Annotated in this window: 8 protein-coding genes; 1 reads left to right on the plus strand and 7 read right to left on the minus strand. The window is 37.6% G+C overall.

Annotated elements, in window-relative coordinates; translation table 11 throughout:
• Nucleotides 1–7 precede the first annotated feature (7 nt).
• From ARB69_RS07305 to ARB69_RS07320, 4 genes are all read right to left on the minus strand, one after another.
• The gene (locus tag ARB69_RS07305; protein ID WP_055152331.1) at nt 8–691 is read right to left on the minus strand and encodes an energy-coupling factor transporter transmembrane component T; all 684 of its coding nucleotides are present in this window, start codon (nt 689–691) and stop codon (nt 8–10) included.
• Nucleotides 691–1,293 carry an MptD family putative ECF transporter S component gene (locus tag ARB69_RS07310; RefSeq protein ID WP_055152332.1) on the minus strand — a complete coding sequence of 201 codons (603 nt, stop codon included), beginning with the start codon at nt 1,291–1,293 and terminating at the stop codon, nt 691–693. The genes ARB69_RS07305 and ARB69_RS07310 overlap by 1 nt, the downstream gene beginning before the upstream one ends.
• 108 nt (nt 1,294–1,401) lie before the next feature.
• The gene (locus ARB69_RS07315; RefSeq protein ID WP_055152333.1) at nt 1,402–2,487 is read right to left on the minus strand and encodes a saccharopine dehydrogenase NADP-binding domain-containing protein; all 1,086 of its coding nucleotides are present in this window, start codon (nt 2,485–2,487) and stop codon (nt 1,402–1,404) included.
• Nucleotides 2,488–2,491: 4 nt separating this feature from the next.
• Nucleotides 2,492–5,308: an amino acid adenylation domain-containing protein gene (locus ARB69_RS07320; protein WP_330377561.1), complete on the minus strand. Its 2,817-nt coding sequence runs from the start codon at nt 5,306–5,308 to the stop codon at nt 2,492–2,494.
• Nucleotides 5,309–5,503: 195 nt separating this feature from the next.
• Here ARB69_RS07320 and ARB69_RS07325 point away from each other — a divergent pair, with 195 nt between their 5' ends.
• Nucleotides 5,504–6,739 carry an IS110 family transposase gene (locus ARB69_RS07325; protein ID WP_055152336.1) on the plus strand — a complete coding sequence of 412 codons (1,236 nt, stop codon included), beginning with the start codon at nt 5,504–5,506 and terminating at the stop codon, nt 6,737–6,739.
• Between the two features lie 79 nt (nt 6,740–6,818).
• On the opposite strand, the gene ARB69_RS07330 is transcribed toward ARB69_RS07325, so the two are convergent.
• The 3 genes from ARB69_RS07330 to ARB69_RS07340 all read right to left on the minus strand — a co-directional run bounded on the left by ARB69_RS07330 (nt 6,819) and on the right by ARB69_RS07340 (nt 19,346).
• Nucleotides 6,819–8,282, minus strand: a complete 1,464-nt coding sequence (locus ARB69_RS07330) for a condensation domain-containing protein (protein ID WP_055152338.1) — start codon at nt 8,280–8,282, stop codon at nt 6,819–6,821.
• 119 nt (nt 8,283–8,401) lie between these two features.
• Nucleotides 8,402–10,513, minus strand: coding sequence for a bifunctional Gfo/Idh/MocA family oxidoreductase/class I SAM-dependent methyltransferase (locus ARB69_RS07335; RefSeq protein WP_055152340.1), 2,112 nt, complete (start codon nt 10,511–10,513; stop codon nt 8,402–8,404).
• A gap of 4 nt (nt 10,514–10,517) precedes the next feature.
• Nucleotides 10,518–19,346, minus strand: coding sequence for a non-ribosomal peptide synthetase (locus ARB69_RS07340; protein ID WP_055152342.1), 8,829 nt, complete (start codon nt 19,344–19,346; stop codon nt 10,518–10,520).
• Between the last annotated feature and the right edge of the window lie 8 nt (nt 19,347–19,354).

Here is a 19,354-nt window from a genome sequence, read left to right on the forward strand (position 1 = left end):
ACACCCCCTATCCTACTGTAACAGCAACCACACAAAAGGCTATGCCGAGTGCTAAACACAGGAAATCCTGCATACCAAATTTCATAACGATCATACTCGTTTTAGGGGCAGGATTTTCAATTCCCCTTGTAACGGCGGCGGCAGATAATTCTTCTGCGGTTGTTGTCGCTGAAATCATAATTGGAACTAACAGGCACTCTATTTTTTGCGTTCCGTGAATATTGCGGAGCTTCATAGCGTCCCGGATATATCCGATTTCCTCTTTGATTGCCGGGAAATACCGGACTGTTACCGATAATGGAATAATAAGCCCTTGCGGGATATGCCATTTCCGTAAAGCAACCATTAACTCACGGACTGGCGTTTTTTGCAAAATTAGAGTACCCACAATCAAGCAAGGGAAAATCTTTCTGGCGTATGATACAAGGATTGTAAAGCTGCTTGCTAAAATCTTAGGGCCATTCGGAAAGATGTAGTATTGCAGAAGCAGGCAAATCCCAAAAGCGATTGCCAACTTGCCTGCGGCTTTTTTACAGCCGCAGGCAATAATCAGCAAAAGTAGCAAAACAACCCATGTAATTTCTACCCATACAGAATGTTGTGTAAAGGCCACAATATTTGCCAAAACCAATAGCAGCAATTCAGTACGAGGATCCAATTTTAGTGTATGTTTTTTACGGGCTTCGCTCATTATACAATTCCTGCCTTTACAAAATGCTTTTTAAACAAGCCTCTCGCTATGTATGCGCCAATGATTGCGCCAATGGCCGGGGCAATAAACAGCACGATTAACATAGCATTAGAAGAAAGTGCCTCAACAGCCGCTACATAATCAGCAGGCATACCCTGTTCTGTAATTTGCGCTAGGAAACTTTCTTTAAATAACCAAATCGGGAGCGGGGAACCAACCATTCCGTAAGAGAAAAATAAATAAGAAAGAGCATTCCCTTTGAAACTTTTATACCCTGTAACCGCACGGGTGATTTCTGCCAATACACAGCTAATTACCATTGAAATCAGAATGACAACGGTAAACTGTCCTGTCGCAAAATAAATCAGGCTGGCAATAAAGCCCATTAAAAAAACTGCACCAAGTTTTTGAACCTTAGCAGCATTAAGCATATAGGGAATACCAGCAAATAAACCAATCGTACCAGGCATTAGCACCCATAGAAGCGGATGAATACCGCCAGATACCATACACGCAAAATTAATCACAAAATAAATAGCAGAAAAAATACCTATAGTTATTAAATCTTTTCCTTTCAATTTCCTATTTACCGATTTTTCCATTTTTATAATCCTCCTTTGGTTAGTTTTAACTAATATCAGCTGTATAATAATATATCGTTTCTTTTTTTTTGTCTACTCCATAAAGTCTTTTTTGCTCCAAATAGTTTTTTATTTGAGTTTCTTAACCTTGCATGGAATTCTTTCTACAAACTTGTCAATGTTTTCAAGCTCATGTATCCTATATACTCCTGTTTTAGAAATTCGTTTTTCCAAACACCATTCTGCAGTTAGCCCACAAATATAACCTGACAGAGCATTCCAATTACATAAATATTCAAAAACTATCTTTTTTCCCTCTGCTACTGTTTCGGTCATATCTCCTATCCAAAATAGAAATATAGTTTTTTCATTTTCGATTTTCCTTCCGTCATATAATGCTTTTAACTCATCTGCAAAATCGTAAACATCTGCTTTATCAGAGTGATAGATTTGACTACCTATTTCAAAAAAAGTAGCCATTGAATTCATATCCGTGAATGTATTAAAAAAGCACCCCTCCTTTACTTTGGCATTTTTACAAACTTCGTAAAATTCTTTACTAATAATAGGATACGGATATATTTTTCCTATTTCATCATCTATCACTATACTTTCACCGAATTCCGTTGTATAAGGAACTATTTTACCTCTCTGCACACAACTCATACTTTTTGCCTTACCAGAAAGCATACTTGAAAGCACATCACAAGTTGCTCCATATGAAAAGTAGCCATTGCCATAAAAATATTCCTTAATAGATAAATTCTCATTACCATATTGTTCCGCCACATACTTAAACAAAATTTCTGATAAACCTGGATATGTACCCGCCGATAGTATTATTCTGTTTTTCTTCTCTTGAATAGATTCATTATTCTCTGCAACATATCTTTCAATTTCTCCCTCTCCAAAAGGGTCAATATAGTCAATCCCCAGTTTAACACATTCCTTTATTATCCTTGTCCCAATTGCAGAAGCCGGTGCAGTACAGTTAACAACTATTCTACACTGTTTGCAGAACTCTTCGACTTGTTTTGGAATAAACACATCAACTTGCATAATTTCTATATCCATGCAAAGTTCTTTCTTCACATATTCCAAATTCTGGATATTACGCGCCCCTATCAATAATGTATATCCTTTTTTTCTCAATGCATATAATGCTTCTTTTCCAACCAACCCGGAAGCCCCTAAGATTCCTATATCTTTTGTCATTTTTTCATATCTCCTTCTGTAGTCTATTGACAAGAGCTATAGCATTTTCTTCATTAAGAATACATGTGACATGATTTCCTGGAATTTCTACTTCTTTAAAATCCCCAAGACATATACTATTCCACAATTCTAAGTTCTCATTCTTATCAATGAATAAATATTTTTGTTCTTCACTAGCTGAAAAGAAACAAATATCTCCACTATAAAATGGAAGTTCTACTTCAGCACCTTTAAAACTATGTTGATAAATTCTAAATGCTGTTTCTAACATTTTAGCATTTATATTGACTTGAAACTTTTTGGATATTGTTTGGGCATACTTTTTAAACCGCTCTTCTTTTTTGTTTTGAGCGAATTCAAGAAGCTTAGTACATCCTTTTAAATTCTTTCTAGTTTGAAGAATATTAGAGAAAGAATTTGCCGGTATATTTCCATTATTATTTTCTCGTTCTTGCGAAATTACTTTCATCAATTCATAGTCCTCGATTCCTTCTATTACTTCTGATAAAGTTATTTGGTAATTTGGTAAGAAAATTATTTCATCAATAAAATCATCTTCTATTTTTCCCGACACAGGATAACTATCCAAAACAAATAAATTATTTATTTTGCTCCCTCTTTCTAATAATTTTACAGCTACATTTAATGCAATAATTCCACCCAAGCAATATCCAACCAAATTAATCTTTCTATATTTAAGTTGTTCTATTTTTTCTACATAGGCATCTGTTATCACATTAACCAAATCGCTATACTTTATCGAACAATATTTATCTGCATTTTCCATATTAATAAAAAGCAAATCGCCTAGTTTTTTTCTCCGCATTTCTTTTTCCATAAAACGATAACAATTAGTTGTACCTAATGCCGCATGAAAAAAGACATATAAAACCTCCTGCTTATCTTCAGCTAAAAGCCGCGTATTCTTTTCCATATCATATCCATCGGTAGAAGCCATTCTCCGCTCTTTCAAAAATTTTATTAATGCTCTCGCAGTAGGATTGTTCAATATCTGTCGCAATATTTCATCAAAAGTAGCACTCTCTTGCATTATATTCTCTTTGATTGCTCCTGCAATTTGTGCCATAATTAATGAATCTGCTCCTATATAAAATAAATTGTCCTCAAGATGTAATTCTTTTGTTTTCAATATTTTTTTTAAAATTAAATACACTTCATTTTCTATTATATCTGACAAATTCCAACTGTGATTTTTTTCTCTCTCATCTCGCTTATCGCTAAAAATTTTTTGTATTGCTTTCTTATCTACCTTTCCATTATTTGTATATGGGATTTCATTAACAAATTCTATAAAAAATGGTATCATATAGTGAGGTAGATATTGTTTCAGTTTTTCCCGAATACTTTCTTTATCTTTCTGACCTCTTTCTGCTGCTACAATTACAGCAACTATTTTAGTTTCACCATTTAGGTTAATCGTAGTCACACTACATTTCTGCCCCGGGCAACAGCCTATAAGCGCTTTTTCGATTTCTCCTATCTCAATTCTATGCCCCGCAATTTTTATTTGAGAGTCTTTCCGTCCCAGAAATTGTATTTCTCCATTATATAAATACCTGCCGAAGTCCCCTGTTTTATATATTTTTTCATTATTAAATTTTATAAAGCTACTCCGTGTTTTTTCTGGATCTCCTAGATATCCTCTAGCTAATCCTTTCCCTGTTATATAAAGCTCTCCTCGAACCATATTAGGGCAATCTTTCATATTAGCATCTAATATTTTAAACCCTTGATTACTTAGTGGTATTCCGTATGGTACACTACCAGCATAGACTTCACCTTTTTCGCACTCGTGATAAATTGACCATATACTAGCCTCTGTTGCGCCTCCTAAAGAATATATTTTTACATCTTTCAAAAATTTTCGGATTCTTTCTGGCAGATTTATCGGTATCCAGTCGCCGGATAATAGCACTTTATTAATTGATAAATTTTCTCCGTTATAAAATCTATCAAGATAATCAACAAACATCTCCATAAAGGTTGGTACAGAGTTCCATACCGTTATATTCCATTTTTTTATTAATTTTAACCAATAAGAAGGGTCTTTATATCTTGCTTTATCAGGAATTATAAGAGTTCCCCCTGATGCTAACATTCCAAAAATATCATAAATAGACAAATCAAAATGTAGCTGTGAAAGAGCAAGCACACTATCATCTTCTTGTATTTTGAACCTCTCATTAATATCTATAATAGTGTTTATAACAGCCTGTTGCTCTATAACCACTCCTTTAGGAATCCCAGTCGATCCAGATGTAAAAATCACATACGCTACATCAAAAAAATTATCTATAGCTGGATTTTCAAATTCTCTTTTAATGTGAATATCCTCTTTTGTTATCACATTGTATTTTTCTTTGTCTCTATGTTTTTCTTCACAAATTAAATATTTAATTTGTGCCAAATCCATTATTTTGTTCGCCCTAATTTCTGGTTGTTCATTATCTATAGGAACAAATGCTGCACCAAGAAATAAGATTCCCAAAACACTTGCAATTTGAAACACGCCTTTATCTAATTTAATTCCTACATAATCTCCTTTTTTGCAACCACACTTTTCTAATTTTTCAGCTACGCTATAAGCACGCCACAGCAACTCTTCATATGTATATTCTCCCGTTTCATCTACCACAGCAACTTTTTTAGGGCTCTTTAATGTACTTTTAAGAAAAAGATCCTGTAATGTCTTACATTCTCTGTTCTTAAAAGTATTATTAATATGTTTTCTTGTATCTAAACCCCCATGCCCGTTCTTGGCACCACCATGAATGAAACTGTACAGGCATAGAGATTGAATTTATTTGTTTGCTATCTTATACTGGTGTTAACGGCAAAGATCGTTTTAATTTTGGGCCTGTAGCCCGTTATCTAAACTGATTTCAGGTACTCTCATTTGCACCACCACCTGTCCAGCCTCTTATGGCAGAAGGACGTACAGTAAAATGATAACAGACAGAGTACCGTGCCGTAAATTTTATTTGGAGGTGTCAGTATGGATAGAATTTACGACAATTGTTGTGGTATTGATGTGCACAAAAAGCTCATCGTTGCCTGCTTTCGTAAAGGCAACAGACAGGAAGTACGTGAGTTTGGTGCAACTACCAGAGAGCTTCTTGAATTGGCAGACTGGCTCCAATCTGGCAACTGTGAAATGACCGCCATGGAGAGCACCGCTTCTTATTGGAAGCCTCTGTATAACATCCTTGAATCCTCTAACCTGAACGCTATGGTAGTAAATGCACGCCATATGAAAGCTGTTCCGGGACGGAAAACAGATGTAAAGGATGCTGAATGGATTGCTGACCTTCTTCAGCACGGATTGCTTCAGCCCAGCTATATCCCTGATAAGGATCAGCGGGAATTGCGGGAACTGGTTCGATACCGCAAAAGTCTCGTTGGTGAGCGTACCAGAGAATTAAATCGTCTCCAGAAAATGCTTGAAGGTGCCAATATCAAACTGTCTGGTACTGTGTCAGACATCAATGGTAAAAGTGCACGCAGTATTCTGGAATACCTTCTCACCGGAAAATTTATCGACGAGGCAAAATATGATGAGATGTATGCGCAAAAAATCATTGCACATAATCTGAAAGCAACCAAAGAACAGATCATCGATGATCTCAATGGAGTCATGAGCCCACTGCAGCGTCGAATGATGAAGGAACTTTTAAATCATCTGGATGAACTCAATGTTCACATAAAAAATCTGGATGATGAGATTGACAACTTTATGAAGCCTGAAGAAAAGAAGGCATCCAAAGCAATCCAAGATGTAACCGGTATTGGTAATACCAGCGCACAAGCCATTATTTCTGTTATTGGAACAGATATGAGTCGTTTTCCTTCAGACAAACATATCTCTTCATGGTCAGGATTATGTCCCGGTGATAATGAAAGCGCAAAAAAGAGAAAATCAGGTAAAACCAGAAAAGGTAATTCTCTCTTGCGGACAACTCTAATTACCTGTGCTCATGCTGCTGTGAAAAACAAAAAGTCATACTTCTATGCCCAGTTTATGAGAATCAGTGCACATCGAGGACCAAAACGGGCGTATGTTGCAGTTGCCCATTCCATGCTCATAGCCATTTATCACATCCTCAAAGACGGTGTGGTTTTCAAGGATCTTGGAGCAGAGTATTATAATCAGTTCAACAAAGAGCGTAAAATCAATGCGTATCTTAAAAAGTTAAAAGCACTTGGCTGGGAAGCTCCTGTTGTTGCCGCATAGGCTTATCAGACAAGTTTAAAACAGGCTAAACATTTAGAGGGGGAAGTTTGCGCTTTTTTGCCCCCTAGAGGGTGTTGTTTCACAGTAATTGATAGGCAGGAATTTTAACACATGCAGGTTCAAACCATACTTCTTCTATTTCCGAAAATCTATTCAAGCTCTCAATAAATGTTTCAAAAATATCTTTAATAACTTTCTCATCAAATATTCCTTCTCTAATATCCCAATTAATGAATAACCCCTCTTTACTGTCCATAACCTGACAGTCTAAAAATGCCTGTGGGGTTTGACTAATTCCATTATCATTAATTTTTCCTACCATCCCATCAAGATCCACTACCCCTATAGAACTTGTGAAAATTATCGGATAAAACAGCGATGGATTTTTTCTGATTTTTCGCAAATCTCTGATTACTTCTATACCCGAATAAGTATTGTGATCGAGATCGTCAAACAGTTGCTTATTTACCCTTTTTGCAAATTCATAAAAAGGTATATCTTTTGATAGGCGTATTTCTAATACATTTACGCTAGTAAAATCTCCAATCACATCATAAATGTCGGGATATTTACTATTTCTTGTCAGCGTTGTCAAATTTAACGCAAAATTCTTGTTTTCACTCCATCTTTCAATACACATTGCAAAGATAGACAATACTGCTGCAGTAGGTGTTATACCATTTTTCATTGAAAATTTTTTAATAGTTTCCCATTTTTCTATATTTAATTTCTCGGATTTTCTTACAAATCTATTTATGTTTTTTGCACCTGGAAGTATTGGAAGTATTGGTGCCTCTGGCATTGTTTCTAAACGCTTTCTCCAATACTCTTTATCATTAACATATTTAAGGGTATTTTTCATTCCTTTCTCGTTTAGAATGTAATTTCTAAATGAAATAACACATTGTTTATTTCTATCAATCTTATCATAATATTTTATTTCAAACTCTCTTAATAATCTCCAAATACTTGCCCAATCGGAGATCAAAAAGTCAAATGATAAATGTAAAATAGATTTTCTTTCATAGTTTGTAATTCCTATATCAAATAAAGGCCATTTTTCTGTTTCATAAAATTTATCTTTCCATTCATTACGAATTTTTTCTCCTGCCACTGCCTCATTAGAAATATATATTTGATATTCATTAACTTCTTTTAGCACTCTCTGTGTCCCATTCTGTAATATTATAGCTCTTAGCATATCATGTTTAGTGATTAATTCGTTCCATATTTTTTGTACTTTTTTTCCGTCTAATCTCGGATATTCTAATTCTAAATATAAATGGCTAGCAACATCTCCATATTCAAAAGATCCTCTTCGTCCTAGTAAATATGCAGTCTGAACATCTGTAAGTGGAAACACCTCAAATCGTTCAATATCTTCCTCCCAGTATCGAATTATATTTTCTTTGTTGTCTATTAGAAGCTGTTTTATATCCTCTTCTAACTTTCCATCTTGCTTAAAATAACGAATTTTTCCATTTTCACACCATAAGCTTATTCCACGCTCTCTCGCTTTTTTTATTATCTCGTTTACTTTCATATTTATTTTATTCCTTTCATATAGTCTATTCATAAGACTTCTTTCTAAAAATGCTTTCGATATAATAAAGTCTTTTATTAATATTTAAGCCTCTGTAAAATTATTGTTTTTTCAGTATATCACTTGCACTCTAGGATAAATAATTTTTGATTATATACCGATAGATCGGAAGTTACAGCGGGCAAACTTTCTTTTACTATAAACCCAATTTCTTGAAATAATTTATGCCACTGTTCCAATGTTAAAAATGTTTCATTTTTTTCATTTCGTTCATCCGTTGTTTTTTCCATCATAAACGCTTGAGATATTAACATCGGAACTGATTCACCTATAGCTTCTACTATAATTGCCTGTCCCGTATTCTTTAAAATTTTCCGAATATATTTTAAAGTATTCTCTATGTTTTTTGCATTATTGAGAACCCCCACCGCCAATAGTATATCTATACTATTATCCTTAATTACTCCGTTATTGAAATTACTGTTTATATCTAATTTTAAATAATCCATGAACGGAATTTCTTGGAATAATTTTTGGGCATGATTAATGAAAAATTCCGAAACATCTGAAAAAACATATTTTTCCACATGACTGACTTTCAACAATTTAAGAACACTTTTAGTAGTAGCGGCAGTTCCTCCACCTACTTCTAGTATCCTACATTTATTATACCTTTCGCATTGTTTCTGCATATGTTTAGCAATAATTTCATTATAATAAAGAGCAATCGCGGTATTGGAATATAAATCAGTCGCAATCTCCATCTGACCATTCGGAAATAATAGTAAAGTAGGATTCATCTCTCCTCTCATAATTTCTAAAAGTCGTAGCGCATTATTCTTAAAATAGTCATATGTAGACTTTTCTCCTAATCCATATTGATTCCAAGTTTGTTCTCCGGCACTCCACATTCTTTCTAATTCTGAATAATTCATTATGTTATCAAAATAAATTTTCGACTTATCAAATCGTATATAATTATTGATAGATAATACATTAATCCAACGATGTATTATTGGCTCAAATTTTTTCATGACTTGCATTTCTTTTAATAATTCTTCATATGTATACCCCTTATTCCGTTCTTTAATACTACATTGTAAATAAAAATACATCGTTTTCAAACAAATATTATTAAAGACTGCCATGCCCGCAATTAATGAATTTTCTAATTTATAGCCGATTTTTGTATCTATAAATAATTTCTCCACCGGATAATAGTTATATATACTTTTATTGACAATTTCTGGATAGCCAAAATTTTTCATTAACATCTGCCATGCTTGAGAGTTATTTAAAGATTTTTGCATATTTATATTATCCATAGAACTTTCTATTGCACTCCCAATATCTCCAGAAATTGCACTAGGCCATACCTTTGTAAAAATATCTTTATATATATTCTCTTGATTGTTATAAAGTATGACATAATTTTCTTCTTGCATATTTAATGGAGAATTATTGTTTAAATTGCCAGGAATAATTTCATCTTTAGGAAAATGAATTCTTGGAAACCAAATAACTGGTCCATGTGGATCAATCAGTGATAAACGACCTCCAGGATAGCCTACTGTAATCTGAAAAAGCAAATGTAAAAAACCATCTATATCCGTTTTATCAATTTCATTATGTGCTCTAAAAGTTACAGGAACATTATCAATTTCAACTACATTTGTCTGAAATGGAATCTTATTATTTACAACTCCAATTTCATTCCATGGACGAAGTGTTCCTAACACTTCGCCCAAAATGCTAATTACCGGATAAGATACTTGTGTTGCCAGTTCTATATTAACGTATAAAATTGGCTCCGTAGCTTTCAGTAGTCGAATATTATCCAAAAAATTCTTAACAGCAGGAAGATTAAGGTATAAATTTCCCAGACCAAAATATACCTTGTTGATTTTCGCAATTTTATAACATTCCCCCAGTTCTTTATAGTGAATTGGCTGCTCTAACAAAACATTTATTTTTCTCCTCAGAAATTCCTCTGCAAGAGCAGTACCCTGCCCACCTAGCACACTAGTTTTTACAGCTATACACGCCAAGTCTATTTCTGGTACTTCATTAACCGTTGTATATAGTGGAATTTTATAATAGGTAGAGCATGCTCGACTTCGTTCACTTCCCCTTGCCAGCAACCCTACTATTTCTATTTCTTTCATTTGTTTTAAAGCTTCAATGTAAAATTGTCCAAATCTGCTTCCGCAAACTATAACTTTTTTCCCCACTTTATTATATTTCTCCTTCGTCTTCTTTATAATCTTTAGAGGATGCTTCATTTTGTATACGTATAGTAAACTGTGCAATAGTAGGCGCTTCAAAGAGCCAACTAATTTTAGCTTCAATTCCTAATTGTACTTTTACCATATTGACAAGTTTTATCGCTTTTAATGAATCTCCTCCATTTTTAAAAAAATTCATATTTCTATCAACACTCGTTACTTGGAGCACCTCTCTCCAAATATTTGCGATAGTTTTTTCATTTTCCGTCATATCTTCTTTTAATTCCTCGCCTTTGCTATCTTTCTCTATCTTTATACTATCTAATAGTTTTTTTCTATCAACCTTACCGTTTGGAGATAATGGAAATTGCAGAATATCATATACTCTTTCAGGGAGCATATATTGAGGAAGAATATCTTGGAGCCTTTCTAAAATCTCAGATTCTTTTATTCCCCTGATTTCGTCATAATTTCCCGCCACAAAAATAGTCTCTCCGGTTCCGTATTTCGCATTTTTTTCTGTTTCGGATAAAGAAATCACCTCACTAAATCCCGCTTTACTAAGTAACTTCATCCAATCATCTGTTGCTACAAGTGGCATACAAGTATTTCTTCTCCAATCCTTGATTTTAGAAAATCCTTTTTCTAATAAGGCAACCGAGTTAAAAATTAATCTATTGGGAATGGTATATTCTCTAATAATAAGAACCCCTCCTACTTTCAACATCTTTTTAAGGTTTGCTATTGTTATTTCAATATCATAACTTCTGTGTAAAGTATTGTCAGCTATTATAATATCTGCTTTATGTTCAAGTTCCCCTGAGTAAAAATATGGCTCCCTCATATCATACGTTATACCTTTTATGTTATTTACACCTACATCTTTAAGAACTTGTTTTATATATATTTGTGACTCATCAACATAATATAGCTCTCCCTTTTCTTTTATTAATTCGGCATATCTAACCGTATTATTTTTCATTCTACTTCCGATTTCTATAACTCTCAGCCTATTTCCTTTTATTTTTATACATTTACCATATATTTCTAAGAGTAATTTTGTCATCCTTTTGCATAAAGGACTGAATTCTTCCAGTATGGTAGGTAATAGTTTAAATTTATTTTGAATTAAGGCTTCAACATCTCCCCCTTTATTACGTAAAATATTAATTGTTATAGCCATACTTTGCTCAAGCATTTGATATAAATTTAATACTTGTCCTCGCTCTTGGATTTCTTCTAATTCCTTTTTAACTGCATTTCTAATTTTTTCCTTTCCAACGATTTTAAATAGACCATTCTCTTTCTGTAAAACCTCCTCTTGTATTAAAACATTTTTCCATGTTTCCATAAGGTTTTCAAATTCAGGAAGTACATTTAATACTCTATAAAATTTTTCTTGGGTATAATATGTTTCTTCTGCTATTCCCATTTTTATAAAAGTCTCTGTTATTATCAACGCAGAAATTTTCTCTAAAGATTTCCCATATGTTTTGAGAAAAATTCTTTCTTCTTCTTGCGATAACCCTTCTTTTATCTTATCCAATTCATTATAAAATTTTTTATCGGCCTCCTGTATTCTTTGTCTGTATTTATAAAGACAAACAAATGCTACCAACTGTTTATTATCTACTGGCTCTACAATTGCCTCAGAGATCTGCGGCAACCCCTTTAATGCACTTTCGATTTCCCCTTTCTCAATCCTATAGCCTCCTATTTTTATCTGATGATCTTGTCTACCTAAAAATTCAATATCTCCACTATTCCAGTACCGTCCCATATCACCAGTACTGTACAATCGTTCTCCAGTTGTTTCCCAAACAATAAACTTTTCTTTTGTTCTTTCTTCATCATTCAGATACCCCTGTGCAACGCCTGTTCCAGCAATATACAAATCTCCTGATACCCAATCCGGACAGTTCTCCATATTCTGATTCAGAATATAATACCTCTGGTTCGCAAGCGGCTTTCCATACGGGATACTCTTCCATTTTTCTGGGATCTGTTCTGGAACCTCAAAGCAATTTGACCAAATGCTGGCTTCTGTCGCTCCGCCTAATGCAAGTATTTTCACATTGTCAAAAATGTTTCTTATTCTTCCGGGTAAGGATACCGGAATCCAATCGCCGCTCATCAAAACAAGCCTCAGAGTCTTTGTATGCAGCTTTTTCTGGTACTCTTCATATTCAACCAGCATCTCCACAAAAGCCGGAACACTGTTCCATACGGTAACCTTCTCTGTATTCAATACTTCTGTCCAATATGCCGGATCTTTTACCCTCTCCGGATCAGGAAGTACAATGGTTCCTCCAGCGCTCAACAGACCAAAAATATCATACACGGACAGATCAAAATGCAGGTTCGAGATACCAAATGCTGTATCTTTTTCCATTATCTGGTATCTGCTGTTTATATCCAGAATGGTATTTACCGCATTGCGGTGGCTTATCATAACGCCCTTCGGCATACCTGTTGTACCGGAGGTGTAGATGACATATGCCAGGTCTTCCGGTACATTTTTAACCTGCTGGACTGTTTCTCCAACTCTCTTCCCGCAAACCGGAAGCGTTTTCCATTTTTTCAGCCAGCTCATCTGATTTTCTGCGCCTTGCTGTGTAAGGATAATCTCCGTCTCACTGTCATGGAGGATTTTCTCTATACGTTCCTGCGGATTATGGATATCAATTGGCAAGTATGCGGCACCGGCAAATAAGATTCCATATACTGCTGTAACCTGCTCCCAGCCTTTTTCCATCAGAACAGCCACTGTTTTTCCTTTTCCGGCACCTTCTCTCTGAAGCTTCTCGCAAATATACAGAGCCTCCTCTTTCAATTCCTGGTACGTCATTCTTCTCTGTACCGATACGACAGCTTCTTTCTCCGGAAACTTCTCTGCTGCCTCACAGAACAATTCATCTAACGTCTTATCCTCAAATATCTTTTCTGTTTCATTGGCCATACGGCGCTTCTCTGAAATTTCAGCTTTTACTAACGTATTTCTTTCTTCTTCTACAATCGTCGGGTTCTCCGCAATGTTTCTAAGCAAGCTTATATATGTATGGAACATATCGTCCAACATTCCCGGATAAAACAGTTCCTCTACGGCATCCCAGAAAAGGCAAAGGCAGCCATCCATCTCTACCACCTGATGATCCAGCCATACCTGCGGCGTTTGGGAAATATTATAATTCAGTTTTCCAAGCCATTTTCCTTCATTCCACTGCTCTATTCCTAACCCACTGGTAAATACAACCGGCATAATTACGCCCTGCATATCACCTGTCCGTTTCTTTAACTCACGTTCAAACTCAACCGCACTATAGGTTGAATGTTCTAAATCCTCCGTAAGTCTTTGCTGGATTGCTTTCGCCCGATCTGCAAAGTTCCCTCCTTTTTGCTGGCACACTTCCAACAGCGTCAGTGTGGTAAAATCCCCAACCAGCTCATTTACCTCTGGATGCACAGGTTTCCGATCAAATTGGGTGAGGTTAATCGTAAAGTCTTTATTACTGCTCCATAAACGAAGTGTTTCCGCATAAGCACTGATCAGAAGGACGGCAGGCGTTACCCCGATCTTGCCAGCAATAGCTTTGACAGAATCCCATTCTTCCCTTGACAGTTTTGCGGTCCGCCGCCGAAATTTTTGGTCTGTAACCTGTTTTTCATTCTTTGCTGTCGGAAGTTTCGGCGCATCGGCAAAGTTTTCCAGCCTGTCCTTCCAGTATTTCTTATCCGCCTCATAGTCAGGCAGTTCTTTCAGCTTTTCTAATCCCAGCACATAATCCCGGAAAGACAGTGTGATCGGTGTTCCGATTTTCTGGCTTCTGTATATTTCTGCCCATTCATTCAGGATATGGAACATGCTCCAGCCATCAAATGTGATGTTATCAAAGCTAATATGGATTCTCTGCCTGTGTTGTCCTATCCTTGTTATTTGCACATCAAATAACGGCCAGTTCTCCGTCTGAATGATCTGGTGGGACATCATTTCCCGTTTTTCTTCCAGGGCATATTCTTTCTCATCTTCTCCTAATTCCCGGATATCATTTACTGCGATCTGATATCTTGGAACGTCTTTTAGTATCCGCTGTTTCCCATCCGGCTGGATAAGGACACGCATCATGCCGTGGCGCTGAATCAGCAGGTTCCACGCTTCTTCTGCCCGTTCAATATCCAAATCCTGGGCGTCCAGTTCAAAATAGCAGTGTGTCGCAACATTTCCTAAGTCGTATACACCGCTTCTTCCCACCCAATACGCATACTGCACATCCGTCAGCGGGAAAGCTTCGTTTGCATTTTCTGTATCCGGTTGTAACTGCGGCAATCCCTGTTCTTTTTCTTCGGACTGTTCGATAGCCCTTGCCAGTGCCCTTACCGTCAGTGTCTCGAAAATCGTGCTGATGGATATTTTTTTCCCAAAGGTTTTCTGCACTTCGGAGATCAGCCTGGTAGCCAAGAGGGAATCTCCGCCCAGCGTAAAATAATTATCATCAATTCCCAGGACTCTATAGCCAAAGAGATCTTTCCAAATTTCCAGGAGTTTCCTTTCTGTTTCCGTGTTCGCCCCAGAGATCCGAATCGCAGGTGTCTCTCCTTTGAAATCTTCTTTTAACTGCTTCCTATTGATTTTTCCATTCGGAAGACTCGGGAGCATTTCCATAAAATGATAGTTCTGTGGTACCATATACTCCGGTATTTTTCCCAACAAGTATCCACGCAAGGCTTCTTCGCTGTATTCCAGAACTTTCTCTCCCTGTCTGGCACAGAAGATGCCCCTGCCATACTTTTCACCATACTCCAGGCGCTCTCCCATGCCTGCTTTTAAAAAATATTCTTTCCACAGAGAAGCATCCGGAGTCACCAACCCTCTCTCTTTCCTTTCATCCTGAATATCCGCAAATCCATTTTCCAAAAATGCAGCCGTAATATCCTGAAGATATGTTCTTACTAATAGTTCCGACATCAAAAAAATTCCATTCGGTTTTAATAATTCCGCTATTTTCTCAACTGCCTTTTCTGCGTTATGGTTTCTATGCAAAACATTTGCTGTGATAATCACGTCATAACAATGCGGCATAATCTCTTGCCTATCTAAGCTGTCATCCAAAGAAAACTGTTCAAATTCAATTTCCTCAAACTCTGAAAGTTCCCTTCTTGCTTCTTCCAGAAAATACTTGGATGAATCTGCGTAAGTATACGCCACTGTTCCACCTTCCAGTGCATGTAAAATCTCCCTGGTAATATCCGCATCCCTGGTGCCGATTTCAAGAATCTGCAGTGGAACGTTATGAGGCACTTCTTCCAATTTTTCCAAAATCTCTGTCAATTCCCTAATCGTTTCAGAATGTCCTGGAATTCTGGATAAAAGCCTGTTCGGTGCAAGATCTGCTTCCTTTTGATAAAACACTTCCAAAGGCTTCTCTTTGCCTATAAGCATAGCTTCCAGATATGGCTGCAGTTTCTCAAAATAGGTGTCTACTGCTTCTACTGCTTCCGGTAATCCGAAAGGCTTCACTTCAAGATTTATTTCTTTTAACCCTTTCTGTAGAATGCTTTCCTTCTTTAAGATTTCCAACCATCGTGAAACCGTCGCTTTCTGTTCTGCCACAATTTTATTTTCTGCGGCAGGTACCACTGCAAAGCCTCCATTGGTCTGGCGGGATAATAACCCAATCCGTTCCAGCTCTGTCAGCATAAGGTGGAGGCACTTTTGATCGGCATAAGCAAGGAATGTCTCATACTGTGCGTTTTTCTCTGCATCTGAAAGTGTCATCCAATCGGAAACCGATTCTTTCATCTTCTTCCACGCAGAATCCAAAAAACTGTCTCCATATTTCCAGTCAGTTACTCCAGAATTCTCTTTCTTTTCCGCTTCGATATACGCTGCCAGAGATTTGTTTCCATGTCCATCACTAAAGGTATCTACCACTACATTTCCAACTCCTGGGAATCCCTGTATAGCGTGTTCAGTCTCTCCAAGCTCGATCCTGTGTCCACGAATCTTTACCTGGTGATCTTGCCTCCCAAGGAACTCTATCGTTTCATCCTGCCAGAATCGTCCCAGGTCTCCGGTACGGTACCAACGTCCAGTCTCATCTACCACAAATTTCTTTTCTGTAAGTTCTGTATCGCCCCGGTAGCCTTTCGCCACACCGTATCCTCCAATCCAAAGTTCGCCTTCTACCCAGTAAGGACAATCCCTGCCAAATTCATCCACAACCCGGTATGCCTGATGCTTTAACGGACGTCCATATGGAATGCTCTTCCAATTTTCAGGCAGTGGAAGCGATACGTTCTGATAATTAGACCAAATACTTGCCTCTGTTGCCCCGCCCATAGCGATAAATTCACAAGAATTTGTTAACGCAGAAACTCTTTCCGGAAGGTCCAGCCCGATCCAGTCTCCGGAAAGCATAACTGCCCTTAATGGGAGCTGTTCTTCCATGGCTTCCGCACGCACCAATAGCATATCCAAAAGGACAGGGACGGAATTCCAGATAGTGATGTTGTATTTCTTTATCTGTTCCAGCCAGTAATCCGCATTTTTCTTTTCTTCCTCTGGCAGCAATACCAGGGTTCCACCAGCCCCTAAAACTCCAAACAGGTCGTATACAGACAGGTCAAAGTCCATAGCAGATACTGCCAAAGCTGCATCTTCTTTCGATACCCGGTATTTTTTGTTGATATCATCAATCGTATTCCATGCGCTCGCATGGGCAATCTCTACGCCTTTCGGGATTCCTGTAGAGCCAGAGGTCATAATGATATAAGCGCTGTCCTCTGGCATGACTTTCGGCAATTCCACCTCAGAAACACATTCTTTCATTTCTTCTAAGATAAGCCGCCTGGTTTCCTCCAGCCATGTGATCTTCTTTTCCCAATCCTCGTTTGTAATCACATACTTTACACCTGTTTTTTCATGGATCAGCTTTCTCCTTTCTTCTGGTTGGTTTAAGCTAACCGGCAAATATAAATTTCCAGACATGAGGATTCCCAACGCTGCAACGATCTGTTCATATCCCCGCGGCAGGGTAATCGCTACCGGTTCCTTTTGGATACCTTCTGCGGCAAGATGTTCTGCAACAGCCTGCGCCCGTTCTTTTAACTCACGGTATGTGATTGTTTTTCCATGTCCTGTATCTTCCAAGGCAGCCTTTTGCGGAAATTCTTCTGCACGCTTCAAGAACGCCGTATGTAAGCACTGAGGATTCTCCGGAACCCCTGTCCTGCACATTTCTTCCAAGGCTTCCCTCCTACTTTCCGGCAACAGGTCAAACCTTTGGTTCCAGCTTTTTTCTGTAAGCTGATGTAACAGGGTTTCAAAACTTTTCATCATGTCATCAACCATACTCTCCGGGAAAAGTGCATCCACGCTGTCCCATGTAAGCTGTACGCCATCCTCATCTTCATAGCTCTGAAAATCATTCCAAACCTGCGGCGTTTGGGAAATCATATAGGAAAAGGTTCCCAGTGTTTCTTTGAATCTCTCATTGACCAGAGGTGTCCCAAGGTTGCAGGCAAATACCACTGGGGCGCTTGCTGAAGCATCCCCATACCTTTTTGTCAGATCCCTCTGTACCTGTACACCTGAGTAAGCAGTATATTTCATATCTTCATGTAGCTGCTTCTGTATCCTTCCTAACAATTCAAGAAACGTAGGATTATTTTCACAGTCCACTTCCAAAAGCAGTAATGTAGTAAAGTCTGCGATTACTTCTTCCATTCCCTGGTACTCTGTCTTACGGTTAAAAAACGGGATATTGATCAGGAATCTCTTATTTCTGCTCCACCGTTCCAGCACCGTAGCATAGGCAGTAAGAAGTAGCATTGCCGGCGTTGTCTGGTACTCTTTCGCCTTGCTTTGCAGCGCTTCCCATTCTTTCTTTGCGATTCTCACAATCCTTCTGTGAAAGACCGTCTTTTTCACTTCTTCCGGACGTTTTGCCAACGGGAGTTCCGGCCCCTTTGGCAACGTATCAAGGCGTTTTCTCCAGTAATCTTTTGCTTTTTCTTTTTCTTCCCTGTCATCTGCAGCCTGCCTCTCCAGATAAGCGGCAAAATTCCAGTCCTTAGATTCTTCGGACAGCTTTTCTCCGTTATAAGCCGCTGCTAGATCTTTTAATAAAATCTGAAGGCTCTGCACATCTGCGATCAAAAGATCCATATCTATATGTATCCGGGTTTTCCCTGACGGAAGCAATGTAAGCTCAACCCCTGCAACTTCCCCTTTTTCAATTTGCAATTTCCGGTGAGAAAGCCTTTCTCTTACTTCTTTAGCTTTCCTATATGCTTCCTCCTCCAACATCTTCGAATAATCATTGACCGGCAATTTTTCGGAAAACGGTCTTTCTTGAATTTTCTGCATCCCATCTTCAGTAAAGCAGGCTCTCAACATAGAATGATGATACTGTAACTGGTTCCACGCTGCTTCCAGACGTCCAGCCTCCACACCGTTTCCATCAAATTCCAAATATGCATGGCATCCAATGTCGCCAAGGGGCTGTCCCTCCTCTCTGCCCGCCCAGTAAGCATACTGCACATCAGTCAATGGGAAGGGTTCCCGCATATCTCTTTCCGGCATCCTTACCTGTTCTTCTGCGTTCGCTTTCTTTCCCTTTTTCTTCATGCTTTTCTGAATGATCTCCCACCATTCATTCAGAGTCGGATGCTCCATCAGCGTTCCAAAGGCAACCTTTACTCCTTGTTTCCTCCATTGGTTGACAAGCCTCATGATCACGATAGAGCTAAGCCCTAACTCTAAAAGATTGTCAGAATCTCCAAATTCTTTCTCTACCGGCAATTTCTGTTTGATCTGCTCTTTGATTTCATTGTATTCCATCTTTATAA

Source organism: Faecalicatena contorta, assembly GCF_001404335.1.
Taxonomy (GTDB): Bacteria; Bacillota; Clostridia; order Lachnospirales; family Lachnospiraceae; genus Faecalicatena; species Faecalicatena contortus_B.